Origin of the sequence: Amycolatopsis sp. GA6-003 (assembly GCF_046267895.1) — a bacterium.
Taxonomy (GTDB): Bacteria; Actinomycetota; Actinomycetes; order Mycobacteriales; family Pseudonocardiaceae; genus Amycolatopsis.
In genome coordinates this window covers 8,847,337-8,861,632 of sequence record NZ_CP176499.1, presented here as the reverse complement: position 1 = coordinate 8,861,632, position 14,296 = coordinate 8,847,337, and the positions used below count along the sequence as shown (strand labels likewise).

The window sequence follows — 14,296 nt, the reverse complement described above, 5'->3', positions numbered from 1 at the left end:
CCGGCCATTGTCGGCAGGCGCGGAGTCGCGCGGCATCAAGCATTCGCCGCATCTCCGCGCGCGAAACCGCGACCGCTGTCGACCCGCGGCGCTGCCTGGCCCCTGCGTCAGCCGGCCTGACCGGGCAGCCTGCACGCGTCATCTGTCGCGCCGGACCGCCGCCGGGTACGACAGGTATCGCTTGTCCTCGAAGGCGTGATGGGAGAAAGTGGACACTGGCCCGTACCAGCGGAGGTAAGCGCGCATGGCTGATGAGCTGCAGGAGGTCGTGGACGCCCTGGCCGAGCGGCTGCAGCGGTCGGTGGCGATCGACGACCCGCAGATCCGGCTGCTCGCGGCGAGCCGCCATTTCGGCGACGAGGACACGACACGGGTCTTCTCGGTGCTCAACCGCTCGCTCGACCCGCGGCTGCGCGAGCAGATCCTCGCCAAGGGCATCGCGCAGTGGACCAGCCCGGGCCTGGTGGTCGTGCAGAACGAAGGAACGCTGCCGCGGCTGTGCGTACCGATCCGCTGTGCCGGCCTGCTGCTCGGCTACCTGTGGCTCATCGACCCCGATGCCACGCTGACCGAGCACGACATGGAGAGCGCCCGGGAAGCCGCCGAACGCGCCGGTGTCGTGCTGTACCGGGACCTCATCGTGCACGAACGCACCCGGGCCCGGCACGAGGCGATCCTGTGGGAGCTGGTGGCCACCGACCCGGCCATCCGCTCGCAGGCGGTCGAGGACCTGCATGCCGAGCAGCTGTTCCCCGCGACGGCCATGCACTTCCAGGTGCTCGGCGTGCAGCACCGGGGAGCCGAATCCCCGCAGACGGTGGCCATGGAGGCGGCGCTCGAGGACGCGCAGGACGCGATCGCGCAGCACTGCGGGGCACCGGGATCCGCGCTCGTCGCCGCGAACAAGTCCCGGGCCTGGTTGGTGATCGCCCAGCCGCGGCCGTTGTCGCGGCGCGAGACGGAGACCGTCTGCGACCGCCTCACCGCACGATTCGACCAGCTCACCCACCACGACGGGCGACTCGTGCTCGGCATCGGCGGCCCCGTCTCCCGGATCGAGGACATCGTCGAGTCGTACCGGCAGGCTTTCCTCGCGGTGCGCGCGGCACAGCTCGTCCCCTCCGTCGGACCGATCGCCCGCTGGGACGAGCTGGGCCCCTACGCGCTCCTGCTGAAAATGCCCGCCGAGGATCTGCTCGCCGCCGCGCAGGTGCCGGCGCTCGCCACCCTGGAACGCGAGGACGGCCAACGCGGACTCGTCGCGACGCTGGAGGCGTTCCTCGACAACGCGGGCGATGTCGCCCGTACCGCGGGCGAACTCAAGGTGCACCGGGCCACCCTGTACCACCGGCTCAAACGCATCGAAGCGATCACCGGATGCGACCTGAACCGAGGCGAAGACCGGCTCACCCTCCACTTGGGACTGAAACTGCGCACCCTGGCCGCCGCCTACCGCGACCAGACGGCTCCGGAAACCTCTTCCGCCGCGCTGCGCTCGGTGTCCTGACGCTCGGTGTCCTGGCCCAGACCGCGCAAGCCGCTCCGAAACGCGAGCCCTCGCCGCGGAGGCAGGACTGCGCACTTGCCGAACCACCAGGCGCGGCAGGGCATGCCGCCCAAGCGGATCTTTCAGCGGCGCCGCCGGAAACCAGCCACGGCACGACCTTCGGCAGCTAGTCGGCAGCTGGCGTCATCCCCAGATGGTCCATGACGAACGCGAGGATCTCCGCGTGGTGCTCGATGGCCTGCGCCCGCGTCGCCGGCAGGTGGCCGTAGTCCTTCCGGACCCGCAGCAGCGGCTTGTTCGCGGCGCTGGCCGCGCGCAGCCGCGCGGTGAAGACGCGGCCGTGGAACGGTTCGCAGCCGAAGTCGTGCTCCCCGAAAATCTGCAGCACAGCCGGATGCCGCACGCCGACGCGAACGTTGTGGTACGGGGAAAAGGCGGCGAGACGACGGGAGTCTTCGGGGTCCGTGACGTCTCCGTAGTCCTCGAGGAACGCCCCGCGCACTTCCTTGGCTGCGGGGTTGTCGGGGCTCTGGAACTCCAGCATGTCCAGCAGCGGCACATCGGCCACCACCGCGCCCCAGAGATCCGGCCGCCGCACGAGCGCGACGCCGGCGAGCATGCCGCCGTTGCTCTTGCCGTAGAAGGCGAGCCGTCCGGGTTCGCTGACCCCGGTCGCGATCAGTTCGTCGGCGACGGCGAACAGGTCGTCGAAGGTGTTCTGCTTGTTGGCCAAGCGCCCGGCTTCGTACCACTCCCGGCCGTATTCGGCGCCCCCGCGGAGGTTCGCCTGCACGTACACGCCGCCCGCCGCGAGGAACGGCCCGACATTCCCGAGATAATGGGGCATCAGCGCCTGGTTGAAGCCGCCGTAGGCCTCGATGAAGGCCGGCTGCGGCTTGCTGCGGTCGAGATCGGGCCGGTGGACGACGAAGTACGGGATCCGGGCGCCGTCCCGGCTCGTGGCGAACGCGCGGTCGACGGTCAGCTCCGGAAAGGCCCGGCCGCTCTCGCTCAGCCGGACGAGTTCGTTCGTCTCGGGCAGGTAGCGGTAGTCCACCGGCGCCTGCTGGAAAGTCTCGTGAGTGAACGTCAGCTCGGCGGAACGCTCGAAGCGGCGGGCGGCCATCGCGGTGGGCGAGGACCCGGAACCGGGCATCGGGACGGCCGCCTTCGCTTCGCCGGTCGCGCCGACCACCCGGAACTCGACCGCGATGTCCCGGATCTCGCAGACAACCAGGTCGTCGCCGAGCTTGCGGACGCACCGCAGGACCGCTTCGGACTCCGGCACCAGTTCGCGCCAGGTGCGCTCGTCGGCGGAGGTGGCGACGGGGACGGCGACCACTCGGCCGCGCGGGGCGTCGCCGGTGACCACCGCGACGTAGGTGTCGTCGTCGTACCACACGCCGTGGCACTCCCCGCGGTAGTCCGCGGGGAGGAAGGGCCGCCATTCGCCGGTGGCGCGGTCCAGGAGGCGGCAGGCGATCTGCTCGTGCTGCCCGGCGAGGGCGACGACCCGGGCGCCGTCCGGGGACACCTGCGCGGTCAGCGTGAAGGTGTTGTGCGGCAGCTGGTCGCAGGGGAACACGGTGTCGGCCTCGGCGGGGACGCCCGCGGTTACCGGGACGAAGCGCAGCCGGTGATCGCCGGTGTCCGTCCGGTCGGCCGTGTAGAACCCGGTACCGTCCGGCAGCCAGCCAGGAGTCGCGCCGGCGGCGACGTGGCGCGGTGCCTCGACCGGCAGCAGCCGGCCGTCGTCGGTGCGGACGACGTGCAGCGTGCCGATCGTCTGTCCCAGCGGGTAAGCGGCGAACACGACCCGTGCTCCGTCGGGGGCCGGTTCGTACCAGAGCAGCTGCGAGCCCTGGCCGAACGCGGGGTCGCGCGGGTCGACGAGAAGAGTGCGGGGGCCGTCCGCGGTTTCCGAGACCCACAGGCCCAGCGTCGGGTCGTCGGCGGCGACCGCGGCGAGCCGGAACCAGAACCGGCCCATCCGGCGCGGCGTCGTGGTCCCCCAGATCTCCGCGTTCGACGGCTGGTCCGCGACGGTCCGGCCGAGCTGGTCGCGGATCTCGCCGAAATGCTCCCAGCCGCGGAGCGCGGCCGTGGTGGCGGCGTTCTCCCGTTCCTGCCAGGCGAGCGTCTCCGGGGTGTTCTCCCGCAGCCAGCGGTTCTCGTCGGTGAACGTCACCGCCCCGACCGTCACGACCTGCTCGCTGGTCTTCCCGTCCGCCGTTTCCGTCGTCACCCGTGCTCCTCGGTTCTGCGTGGGCAAGGAACGCGCTCCGCGCCAATCGTGCGGTCCAGCTTAGGATTCGCCGTCGCTCGCGGCCGCAGGCAAACGTCGCGACTCCGCGCCCGGGAACGCGACATCTGTCGCCCGCGCCAGATGTCGGACCGCCGCGCCGAACTGCCCGACGTTTGTCCAATTCTCCTCGGCGAGTCCGCATCGCAAGCTGAGTACCGGGTTCGCCGCCTTCGCCCTCACCTGGAGGTATTCATGTCCTCGCGCACGGTCGACCTCGTCACCCGCAACGTCGTCGAGATTCCCGCGGAACCGGCCGCGATCTGGCCGTTGCTGCTCGACCCGGACAGGTGGAAACAGGGGGCGAAACCGGTCTGGGAATCGGGCGAGCCGGGTGCCGTCGGGGAGGTCCGGGTCGCCCGAGAGGCGATCGACGGCGCCGAGTACCGCCTGGCCGTCGAGACAGTGGTGCTCGAACCGCCTTTCCGCAAGGTCGTGAAGCTGCTGACCGGCGCCCCGGACGATCCCGGGTGGGCCGCGTGGCAGCTCGTCCCGCTGGCCGGCTCGACGCTGGTGAGCTACGACGTCTACAGCCGGCACGAAATAGACGGCGGGACGACCGCGGACGATTACCGGGCGGCGAACCGGCTCCGCTTCGACACCGAACTCGCCACGCTCAAGCGGCTGGTCGCAGAGGAGGTGGCGGGCGATGAAAAATGAAACCGTGGCGAGCGGCCTGCCGGCGCCGAGGGGCCGCACGCGATCGGTGAGCGCGTTGCTGGTCGGCGCCGTGCTCGTCTACGGCTTGCTCGAAGCCATGATCGTGCCCGCGCTGCCGCTCATTCAAGGCGGGATCGGCGCCACCCAGGCGGAAGCCGGGTGGATCATCTCGGCGATGGCGCTCGTCGGCGCGGTCGCGACGCCGGTCGTCAGCAGGCTCGCCGACATCCGCGACCGGCGGCGCGTTTTCCTCGGTGTGCTCGCGGTCGTCTTCGTGGGGATCGCGACCGCGGGGCTGGCCTCGTCGGTGCTGGTGTTCGCGATCGGCCAGGGGCTGCAAGGCGCCGGGGTCGGCCTGGTGCCGCTCGCGGTCGGCATCGTCCGCGACACCGAACCGCCCGAGCGGTTGCGCCGGACGAACGGGCTGTTCGTCGGAGGGCTGGCCGTCGCCAACGCGACCGGGGTGCTGCTGGCCGGGCCGCTTCTCTCCGCGCTCCCGTACCAATGGCTGTACTGGACGGCGTTGATCGTGCTCGTTCCGCTGCTGGCGTTCGCGGTTGCCGTGATGCCCTCCTATCCGCCTTCGGTGCGCGGCAGGGTCGATTCCGCCGGCGCCGCCCTGCTCGGCCTCGGCGTGGTCGCGCTCCTGCTGGCCATCACGTTCGCCGCTTCGACCGGATGGGCGTCGGCACCCGTGCTCGGGCTGGGCGCGGCGGCGATCGTCGCGCTGGCGGGGTTCGTCCTCGTCGAGCGGCGCGTCGCCGACCCCCTGGTGGACCTGCGGCTGGGCGGCTCCGCGGTGCTGATCGTGCACGTGACCGCGTTCGCCGCGGGCGTGTCCTCGGCGGTGCTGATGATCGCGGTGCCGAGGATCGCGGCGGCACCGGCGGCGACCGGGTACGGGCTGGGTTCGACCGCGGTCGCCACCGGGCTGATCATGTTCCCGCTCGGCGTGCTCGGCGCGATCTCCGCCCCGCTGACCGGCCGGCTGGAACGGCTGGTCGGGTCGCGCATGGTGATGGTGCTTTCCGGGACGCTGCTGCTCGCGGCGGGACTGATCATGGTGAGCGGCCGGTCCAGCGCTTTCGTGCTCGCCGTCGGAGCCGGACTGGTCGGGGTGGCCATCGGCACCGGGCTCACCCAGGGCGTCAACATCATCGCGCTCACGCTTCCCGCCGACCGCGTCGCGAGCGTCACCGGGCTCGCTTACGTGCTGCGCGCCGTCGGCAACGCGGTCGGCGCCCAATTGGCCGCCACCGTCATGGCCCTCGACCTGCTTCCGGGCACCCAGCTGCCCACCTGGAACGCCATCACCTGGGTCTTCCTCGGCGCGGGCGCGGTAGGAGCGCTCGTGGCAGCGGTGTCTTTCCGGCTCCCCGCGCGGCTGACCGCCGCACACTGAACCGCGCGCATCCGTCCGACCAAGGAGACGCACATGGCCCCGACCGTCCGAGCCCTCGCCGACCGGGTGTGGGACCACGTCCTGCGCACCGAGCCGCACCACGCGCTGCGCGCCGGCCACCCCGTCGAGCACCTGCCGAGCGGGTCGCTCGACGAGGCGGAAGAACGGGCCGCGACGGGCCGGTCCGTGCGTGCGGCACTCGCCGAGATCGACGACGCCGCGCTCGACCGGGACACGGCCGCGCTGCTGCACTTCGTCGCCGACCAGTGGGCGTGCGCCGGCGAATCGTGGTGGTGGCACTTCCCGGTCGCGCCCTACCAGCTGTTCGAGCTCAGTTTCACCGCGCCGCAAGCCTTCGACGCGATCACTTTCGCCGACCCGGACGCCGATGTCGAGCTTTTCCGTTCCCTCGCAGGGGATCTCGCTCGGCGGGTACGCGGCGCGGAAGCGAAACTTCGCGCGCAGGCCGAGCGCGGATGGGGAGCACCGCGAGCGGCGTTGCCAGGATTCGTCGCCGCCGTCACCGGCCTGCGCGCCGCGACGCAGCGGTGGCTCACCCTCGACGAGCACCGCGTCGAGCCCCTCTCCCCCGCACTGCGCGGCAGGCTCGCCGACGGACTCGGCCGCACCGTGACGAACGACGTACTGCCCGCGGTCGACTCCCTGCTGCGCTACCTCGACGGTCCGGCACGAGACACCGCTGCGCCAGGGGTCGGGCTCGGCCGCTACCCCGGCGGCGAGGAAGCATACCGGCGGCTGGTACGGCAGTACGCCTCCTTTGACATCTCACCGGAGCAGGTGCACGACATCGGGCAAGCCCAGGTCGCCGAACTCACCGAGAAGATGGCGGAACTGCGCTCCGAGACCGGGTTCGACGGCGACGAAGCCGCCTACCGGAAGGTCCTCGAGGCGGACGAACGATTCCACGCCCGCCGCGCCGAGGACGTCGCCGCGACCTACCAGCGCCACCTCGCCGCCATCGAACCGCTGCTCGGGCACTGGTTCTCGGTGCTGCCCAAGGCACCGCACACAGTCGAACGCCTCGATCCCGAACTCGAAGCCGGACTGTCCTACGGCTACTACGAACCACCAGGACCGGCCAATCCCGCAGGCCGCTACCGCTACAACGGATCCGGGCTCGACAGCCGAGCACAGATCAACGCGGCGACCCTGATCTTCCACGAACTCGTTCCCGGGCACCACTTCCACCTCGCGCGCCAGGAAGAAGACACCGCACTGCACCCGATCCGCGGCAAGCTCGCCCCCGAGCTGCTCGACGCCTACACCGAAGGCTGGGCCGAATACGCCGCCTCGCTCGGGATGGAAATGGGCCTCTACGCCGATCCCTGGGACCGGTACGGCCACTACGCGCACCAGCGCCTCACCGCACAACGACTCGTCGTCGACACCGGGCTCAACGCGTTCGGCTGGTCCTTGGAGAAGGCGGAGGCGTACCTGGCGGCCACGACCTTGGAATCGCCGTCGCAAATACACACCGAAACGCTGCGCTACTCCACCGATATGCCCGGCCAAGCGCTGGGCTATCGCCTCGGGTTCCTCAAGTTCTGGGAACTGCGCGAACAAGCCGCGCGCACACTCGGGCCCGCCTTCGACGTCCGCGCCTTCCACGAGGTCGTCCTCGGTCCCGGTGCGCTCCCGCTCGCCGCCGTTAGCGAGAACACGGCGGACTTCGTCGCGGAGCAAACCACCGGATGACACCGCGGGCTGCCCCGGTTCGAGGGTTTTGCCGCCACGCTGGTGCTGTTCTCGCACTCTGCCGGGCTGAGGCGGCAGCCGCGGCCCGAGCCGGTCGGCCGCCGAGGTGCGCCGTCCGGCTGATTCGCGAGGTCGGCGAGGGTTGACTCCGCGCCCGGCAGCCGTGTTACCGTCCGAACTAGAAATGATTTCAGTTCGTCCGCGAGGAGCACAGCATGCCGGTTGCCGCGACCGAAACGGGCCCCTCGCCGAACCGCACCCTGCCGCCGTCGATGGTCGAGCGGATGACGCTGATCCTCGACGCCTTCGACGCGCCGAGCACCCGGCTCACCCTCGAACAGGTCGCGCACGCGACCCGGCTCCCCCGTTCGACCGCGCACCGCATCCTCGACCAGCTCGTGCGGCTGCAATGGCTGTCGCATTCACCGTTCGGGTACGCGCTCGGCACCCGGGCGCTGCGCCTCGGCGGCACCGGCGGCAATCATCTCGAACTGCGCGAAGCGGCCGCGGCCGTGCTGCACGAACTGCAGTTGCGCACCGGGATGGTCGCGCACCTCGCGATCCTCGACGGCGCGGAGGTCCGGTACCTGGACAAGGTCGGCGGCCGCTTCGCCGCGGTCGTCCCGTCGCGCGTCGGCGGCCGCGCGCCCGCGCAGTGCACCGCGCTCGGCAAGGCGATGCTCGCCTGGCTGCCCGCGGAACAGATCGAGGACCGGTTCCGGCCGGGGATCGGCCGCCGGACCAGCCGGACGATCTGCGACCTGGTGACGCTGCACCGCGAACTCGGCCGGATCCGCGACCGCAACGGCCTCGCCTTCGAACGCGGCGAGTGCTTCTCCGAAATCTCCTGCGTCGCGGCTGCCATCCGCGGCCCGGAGGGACCGGAGGCGGCGATTTCCCTGGTCGGCGACGCGCACACGGCGCTGGAGCGCGTCGCGCCGCTCGTCGTGGTCGCCGCGCGGCAGGTCACCCGGCAGCTGTACCCGATGGTGCGGCCGCGCACGGCAGAACCGGCCTGAACCCGGCCGTCCACAAAGGACTATCCGGCGCCTGGACAGCACCGGTCCGCGAGGAATCCGCCGACCGCGGAGCGGAAGCCGGCCGGATCCTCCACCCACGGCAGGTGACCGGCGGGCAGCCGCACGCGCGACACCTCCGGCAGCGCCCGGGCGAGCGAGTCGACTGCCGAGCGCGGCCGGATGTCCGCGGTCCCGTCCACGATCAGGGTCGGGACGTCCAGCGTTTCGCACTGGCCGCGAAGGACTGGCGAGCGCTCGCCGCCGAGGGCCGCGTTGCACTCGAAATTCACGTCGAACCACGGGTCGGCCATGGCTTCGGCGTGCTCCAGCGCGCGTTCCCGGTCGGCGAAGTCGGCTGACCACTGCAGGACGCAGTACTCCCGGTCTTCCTTGGCCGTGCGCTCCTTGGCTGCCAGCGCCTCCCATCGCGTCCGGTGACCGCCCAGCGCGTTCCGCAGATTCCGCGAGTAGTCCCCGTGCCAGGTCGAGTCGTCGTCGATCCCGGTGCCGGAGACGTAAACCAGTTTCGTCACGCGGTCCGGATGCGCCAGGGCGTAGCGCAACGCCAGCTGCGCGCCCCACGAATGGCCCAGCAACGCGACGCGGTCCCAGCCGAAATGGGCTCGGACCGCGTCGAGATCGGCCACCGTCCGCTCGACCGAGTACGGTCCCTGTCGCTGTGATCGGCCGCATCCTCGCTGGTCCCAACGACAGACAGTCGCGGCTGCCGACAGGTCGGCGGCGACGTCCGCCATCATGTCCCACAGACCCGGGCCGCCGTGACAGAAGACGACCGGTTCGCCGTCGCCTTCCCGGGCCGCCCACAGCCGGACACCGTCCTCAGTACGCACCGCGTGCTCCACCGACGCAGTGTCGCGCACCGTTCCGCTCCCTGCGACCGGGTTTCGAGCGGCCGGGTGCTCGCGTTGGACCCGGGCGTCGACGACCGGCCGATGACTTCCCGCCGCGGCGATTTCGGCGGCGACGCGCGTCCGGACGAGGTCCCGGGCTACCGCTGGGGCTGGAGCGACCGCTGAGCCTCCTCCTCGAGCGCGCGCACCATCGCCACCGCCGCCTGCCCCGGCTGCTCCCCGGTCACCGCCCACAGTGCGCGTCGCGGTCCGCCGCATTCGTCGCGCACCGGGATCCACCGGACGTCGGCGGGCAGCGAATCCGCGGCGAAACCGGGCACCAGCGAAATTCCCAATCCGGCCGCGACCAGGCCCAGCCGCGTCGGCCACGCGCGCACCGCGAAAGCGATCGACGGCCCGGCGATTCCCGGCCACGTCCCGAATTCCGGCGCGCCGCCCGCGCCGACGATCCATTGCTGTTCGGCCAGTTCGTCCGGTTCGACCCAGCTGCGCCCGGCGAACGGATGCGCTTCCGCGACCGCCACGCCGTAGCCGATTCCACTGCGCAATTCGGTGCGGCGCAAGCCCGCGAAGTCGTATTCCGGAACACCGTCGCCGGTCACCGCCACCGCGACGTCCAGCCGGCCGCGGCGCAGCGACTGCAATTGCGCCGGGATCGCCGACTCGGCGAGCTGCACCTCCACGCCCGGATGCGCGCGCAGCAGCCGGGAAACCGCGCGCGGCAGCAGAACCGCCGACGCGGCGGGGAATCCGCCGACCGAGATCCGCCCGGCGAGGCGGTCGCGCAGTCCGGCGAGTTCCTTTCCGGCCGCGCTCACGCTTTCCAGGACGCGACCGGCGTGCCGGATCAGCACTTCCCCTGCTGTCGTAGGACGGATTCCGCGCGCGTGCCGTTCGAACAAGGCGGTTCCCGTCGCGCGTTCGCTCGCCGCGATCTGCCGGGACACCGCCGATTGCGTGTAGCCGAGCCGGTGCGCGGCAGCACTGAACGACCCCGTGCGGGCCACCTCGACCACGACCCGGAGGCCGGTGAGCGTCAGATCAGCCATTCCGCCAACCATATCCGAAACGCGCGACCCCGGGCGTCCACAGTAGACGCCACCGCGACCCCCTCCCCTCGCCCCGGCCCGAAGCACCGGCGCGAACCCGGGTTTTCGCGCCCCGAAGGACACCGAGCGTGCCCCACCTGCCCCGCCGCGGGTGCCGCCGAACGCCCGAACCGCGGTTGCGGCGAACAGGCGAACTCGCCCGCGCCCGAAACATCCGCGTGGCGCCGAGCGATGCTCTTGCCAGGAGCGCCGAAGGAAACTCCAGCGGGACCGCCTGCCGGCGGTCCACTGTGGAATGCCCGCGCCCACCCGCTGTTCACCGGCTGGCCGTCGCCGCTTAACCGCGGGCGGTAACTTTTCGGCGCCGTGTCCACGATGTCCTCATCGACTGCGACGGCTCGTCACCGGACGGCCGTCCGAGCCGGACTGAGGTTGCGACCCATGAAAAGCGCTCGAAGTCCACGCCGGACTCCCCGGTTCCAGCTGATCGGCGGCCCGGGAAACGCGACGAGATGGCGGCTTCTCGGCACGAACAACGCTTCGCTGGGGCTGGGCACCGTCGATTATCGCAACGGGGAGGAATGCGTCGCGGCGATCCAGTGGCTGTGCGCGAACATTCCGCGCACGCGCATGGAACTCACCCACGACCACGGGATCGACTGGCGATGGTTCCTGCGCGCGGGCAGCGGGACGATAGCGTCGGCGAGCCACGCCTACGGCCGCCGCATCGAAGCGCAGCACGGATACGAACGATTCGTCGCCGCGATCGGGGAAGCGGCGGAATTCGCGGCGGAAGGCCGGATCACCGACTGGCGCACGAAATACCGGCTGCCCGGCTGAACGCGTTCGCCGGGCATTGACTACCACGGACGTCTCGCTCCTCGCCGCCGCCAAGGGTTCGGCGGCGAACGCCGACCCGGGCACCGCCGTGAACGTCCCGCCGGTTCGCGCGAGCAGCCAGTCGTCGCGCCAATCGCGGATTCCTGGCCTGGCGCAATGCCGATCCGCCGCTTGCCAGGCAGCGGATTCGGCGCATGGTGGTGTTCGCGGCTATCTGCGCACCGTTACTGGTGAGAGGAATCGTCCGGCGGTCGCGGCGGACGGGATAATGCGTCAGTTCCCGGTTCCCGGCCGAGCTGAGCCCCAGCCCCGCCGGGAACCGGCTGGTCGGCCGCGGGCCCGACGTCCGCCCCATTCGAGATATCCGGCGAGCGCGGCGCGGAACTCCGGGTCGGCGGGCAGCCCGACCTCGTCCGCGGTGGCCAGCAGCAGCGAACCCACCGGCGCGCTACGGCTCGGTGCGGCGCCGGAGGTACTCGATGATCACCCAAGCACGCGCAACGGCATCGCGGTCGGCACCTCCTGACCGCTACGAGCCCAGCAGCTCGGCCAGCACCGCAGCCTCGCTGATATCACTGCGCTTGGTCGCCGTCAGCAGAGTCAACGGACCCTTCTCCGCCAGCGCACGCAGATGGTCCAGCGCTTCCGCACGCTCCGGATCTTCCAGCTCCGCCCGGTAGCGCTCCGCGAATTCCTCGTAGCGCTCCGGATCATGCGCATACCATTTGCGCAGTTCCGTCGACGGGGAGATCTGCTTGAGCCAGTCGTCCAGGTGCGCGCGATCCTTGCTCAGCCCGCGCGGCCACAGCCGGTCGACCAAGACCCGCGAGCCGTCGGCGGATTCCGGTTCGTCGTAGACCCGGCGGACCTGGACTCGGCGTTTGCTCATCGGCAAGCGGCTCCTTCCGCGGTCGGGGGCTCCCGCCCAGCGTCCGCCGTCGCCCGCCCCGGCGCAAACGAAGGGGGTATAACCCCAGGGTATGGAACTGCGTCAGCTGCGGTACTTCGTCGCCGTGTTCACCGAGGGGTCGATCAGCCGGGCGGCCGGGTCGCTGCTGATGTCGCAGCCCGCGCTGACCCGGCAGATCCGGGTGCTCGAACGCGAACTCGGGACGCCGTTGTTCGACCGGGTGCCGACCGGCGTGCAGGCGACGGTCGCCGGCCGGGCGTTGCACGAGCACGCGCGGCAGCTGCTGCGGCTCGCGGACGCGACCCGCGAGGTCACCCGGTCCGCGGCCCCGGTCAAGGAGCAGGTCGAAATCGCGTTGCCGCCGGGCATTCCGCAGGACTGGGTGCTCGCGGCGCTGGCGGAGATCCGCCGTCAGGTGCCGGACGCCGCACTGTCGTTTTTGGACGCCAGCAGCACCGAGCAGCTGCGGATGCTCAGCGAAGGACGCATCGACATCGGGCTGGTGCACCAGAACCCGCCGTCGACGCTGCACGGGCGGCTGCTGTTCGAGCATCCGTTCGGCGTCGCGATCCGGCCCGGGCACGAGCTTTTCGGCCGCGCGAAGTGCCGGTTGCGGGAACTCGACGAGGTCCGGGTGCTCGCCCACGCGCGGGCGCAGGTCCCGGCCGGGCACGACCAGATGCTCGCGGCCGCGCACGGGCTCGGGGTGTCGCCGCACTGGCGGTTCGCGCGGTTCAACGAGAACGCGCTGGCGTGCGCGGAGGCCGTCGAGGCGGACGCCGTGCTGCTGAGCCGCCCCAGCGCGAACCGGATGCTGCCCGGCTGGGCCTGGAGCGAGCTGGTCGAGCCGAGCGTCCCGCTGACGACGTGGGCCGCCTGCCAGCCGCAGACCCGGCGGATCGTCGGCGCGGTCATGGAGGTGCTGGCCGGGTTCTAGCGAGCCCGTCCGGGAGCGCGAGGGCTCCCGGACGGGACCGGGTCAGCCGGTGGCCAGCACCTTGAGCCGGTCGAGCCCGGCGCTGAAGTAGTCCTGGTCGAGCGGCGACGAGGTGTACTGCCAGAAGGTGTAGAACCCCCAGTTGTAGGGCAGCGCGCCCGGCGACGACGAGTACGCCGCCACCCACAGCGGGTTGGTCGAGCTGAAGTCGCCCTTGTTGCCGGTGCACTGGGTCCACCAGCTGGTGGCCGTGTAGATCACCGGCCAGCGCGACGTCTTCGCGTGGTACTCGTCGCTGAACGCCTTGATCCACGACACCATCGCGGACTGGCTCAGCCCGTAGCAGGCCGAGTTCGGGCCCCATTCGATGTCGAGCGTGCCGGGCAGGGTCTTGCCGTCGTTCGACCAGCCGCCGCCGTGCGCGACGAAGTAGTCGGCCTGCGCCGCGCCGCCTGAGATGTCAGGGCGGCCGTAGTGGTATGCGCCGCGGATCATGCCGACCTGGTACGAGCCGTTGTACTGCTGGGCGAAGTCCGGGTTCTGGTATCCGGTGCCCTCGGTCGCCTTGACGTAGGCGAACCGTTTGCCCTGGTTCCACCAGGACTGCCAGTCGACCGCCCCCTGGTAGCTGCTCACGTCGATGCCCGCCGTGGTCGTTTCGACCGACGCCGGCGCGACCGCGGCGCCGCCCGGTTCGCGCGCCCGGATGGACGCGCCCATCTGGTGGTTGTCCGGAGTCTCGGCCGAGGTGCTCGCGGCCGCGGCAGGTGCGGCCGCGGCGGCCGGCGCGGTCGCCGCGAGCAGGGCGGCGGCCGCGGCGACCACCGTTCCGGTCAGGCGGCGGCGCGCCCTCCCGGCGGGTCCCCAGTGGTGAGTGGTCATGACAGGTCCTTTCGGATGCCCTCGCGACGTGCCACCCGATCAGGCGGCACGAGGACCTGATTCTGTTGCTGAACGTGATGCGCTGTCACTGCTCCAAGTGAACTAATTTCCAGTTGACCGGACAACGGGAAAGACATTCTCAGTAGGCCGTTGCGGTCGAATCCGGCGAAAACGCCGCCGGCCGGCCGCCGTCGCCTTAC

The 14,296-nt window shown here is 71.2% G+C and carries 13 protein-coding genes; 7 read left to right on the top strand and 6 right to left on the bottom strand.

What is annotated here, in order from left to right:
- The first annotated feature begins 244 nt into the window (after positions 1 to 244).
- Positions 245 to 1,507: a PucR family transcriptional regulator gene (locus F9C12_RS40070; RefSeq protein WP_409463909.1), complete on the top strand. Its 1,263-nt coding sequence runs from the start codon at positions 245 to 247 to the stop codon at positions 1,505 to 1,507.
- Positions 1,508 to 1,673: 166 nt separating this feature from the next.
- Here F9C12_RS40070 and F9C12_RS40065 read toward each other — a convergent pair whose 3' ends face one another.
- The gene (locus F9C12_RS40065; protein WP_409463908.1) at positions 1,674 to 3,752 is read right to left on the bottom strand and encodes a prolyl oligopeptidase family serine peptidase; all 2,079 of its coding nucleotides are present in this window, start codon (positions 3,750 to 3,752) and stop codon (positions 1,674 to 1,676) included.
- A 252-nt stretch (positions 3,753 to 4,004) separates the two neighbouring features.
- Here F9C12_RS40065 and F9C12_RS40060 point away from each other — a divergent pair, with 252 nt between their 5' ends.
- From F9C12_RS40060 to F9C12_RS40045, 4 genes are all read left to right on the top strand, one after another.
- Entirely contained in the window at positions 4,005 to 4,469 is a 465-nt protein-coding gene (locus tag F9C12_RS40060) for an SRPBCC family protein (protein ID WP_409463907.1), read from the top strand.
- The gene (locus F9C12_RS40055; protein ID WP_409463906.1) at positions 4,459 to 5,871 is read left to right on the top strand and encodes an MFS transporter; all 1,413 of its coding nucleotides are present in this window, start codon (positions 4,459 to 4,461) and stop codon (positions 5,869 to 5,871) included. The genes F9C12_RS40060 and F9C12_RS40055 overlap by 11 nt, the downstream gene beginning before the upstream one ends.
- A gap of 33 nt (positions 5,872 to 5,904) precedes the next feature.
- Positions 5,905 to 7,587 (top strand): DUF885 domain-containing protein, encoded by a 1,683-nt coding sequence (locus tag F9C12_RS40050; RefSeq protein ID WP_409463905.1) that lies wholly within the window; start codon positions 5,905 to 5,907, stop codon positions 7,585 to 7,587.
- A gap of 215 nt (positions 7,588 to 7,802) precedes the next feature.
- Complete coding sequence (locus tag F9C12_RS40045) at positions 7,803 to 8,606, top strand: IclR family transcriptional regulator (RefSeq protein ID WP_409463904.1); 804 nt, start codon at positions 7,803 to 7,805, stop codon at positions 8,604 to 8,606.
- A gap of 20 nt (positions 8,607 to 8,626) precedes the next feature.
- On the opposite strand, the gene F9C12_RS40040 is transcribed toward F9C12_RS40045, so the two are convergent.
- Positions 8,627 to 9,487 carry an alpha/beta fold hydrolase gene (locus F9C12_RS40040; protein ID WP_409463903.1) on the bottom strand — a complete coding sequence of 287 codons (861 nt, stop codon included), beginning with the start codon at positions 9,485 to 9,487 and terminating at the stop codon, positions 8,627 to 8,629.
- A gap of 128 nt (positions 9,488 to 9,615) precedes the next feature.
- Positions 9,616 to 10,527 carry a LysR family transcriptional regulator gene (locus F9C12_RS40035; RefSeq protein WP_409179505.1) on the bottom strand — a complete coding sequence of 304 codons (912 nt, stop codon included), beginning with the start codon at positions 10,525 to 10,527 and terminating at the stop codon, positions 9,616 to 9,618.
- A gap of 441 nt (positions 10,528 to 10,968) precedes the next feature.
- On the opposite strand from F9C12_RS40035, the gene F9C12_RS40030 reads away from it, so the two are divergent.
- Complete coding sequence (locus F9C12_RS40030; protein WP_409179504.1) at positions 10,969 to 11,367, top strand: DUF1508 domain-containing protein; 399 nt, start codon at positions 10,969 to 10,971, stop codon at positions 11,365 to 11,367.
- A gap of 273 nt (positions 11,368 to 11,640) precedes the next feature.
- On the opposite strand, the gene F9C12_RS40025 is transcribed toward F9C12_RS40030, so the two are convergent.
- Entirely contained in the window at positions 11,641 to 11,808 is a 168-nt protein-coding gene (locus F9C12_RS40025; RefSeq protein WP_409463902.1) for a hypothetical protein, read from the bottom strand.
- A gap of 88 nt (positions 11,809 to 11,896) precedes the next feature.
- Positions 11,897 to 12,256 carry a DUF488 domain-containing protein gene (locus F9C12_RS40020; protein WP_409463901.1) on the bottom strand — a complete coding sequence of 120 codons (360 nt, stop codon included), beginning with the start codon at positions 12,254 to 12,256 and terminating at the stop codon, positions 11,897 to 11,899.
- Between the two features lie 91 nt (positions 12,257 to 12,347).
- On the opposite strand from F9C12_RS40020, the gene F9C12_RS40015 reads away from it, so the two are divergent.
- The gene (locus F9C12_RS40015; RefSeq protein ID WP_409179501.1) at positions 12,348 to 13,214 is read left to right on the top strand and encodes a LysR family transcriptional regulator; all 867 of its coding nucleotides are present in this window, start codon (positions 12,348 to 12,350) and stop codon (positions 13,212 to 13,214) included.
- Positions 13,215 to 13,256: 42 nt separating this feature from the next.
- Here the strand turns inward: F9C12_RS40015 and F9C12_RS40010 are convergent, their stop codons facing one another.
- Positions 13,257 to 14,096, bottom strand: coding sequence for a GH25 family lysozyme (locus F9C12_RS40010; protein WP_409463900.1), 840 nt, complete (start codon positions 14,094 to 14,096; stop codon positions 13,257 to 13,259).
- Positions 14,097 to 14,296 lie beyond the last annotated feature (200 nt).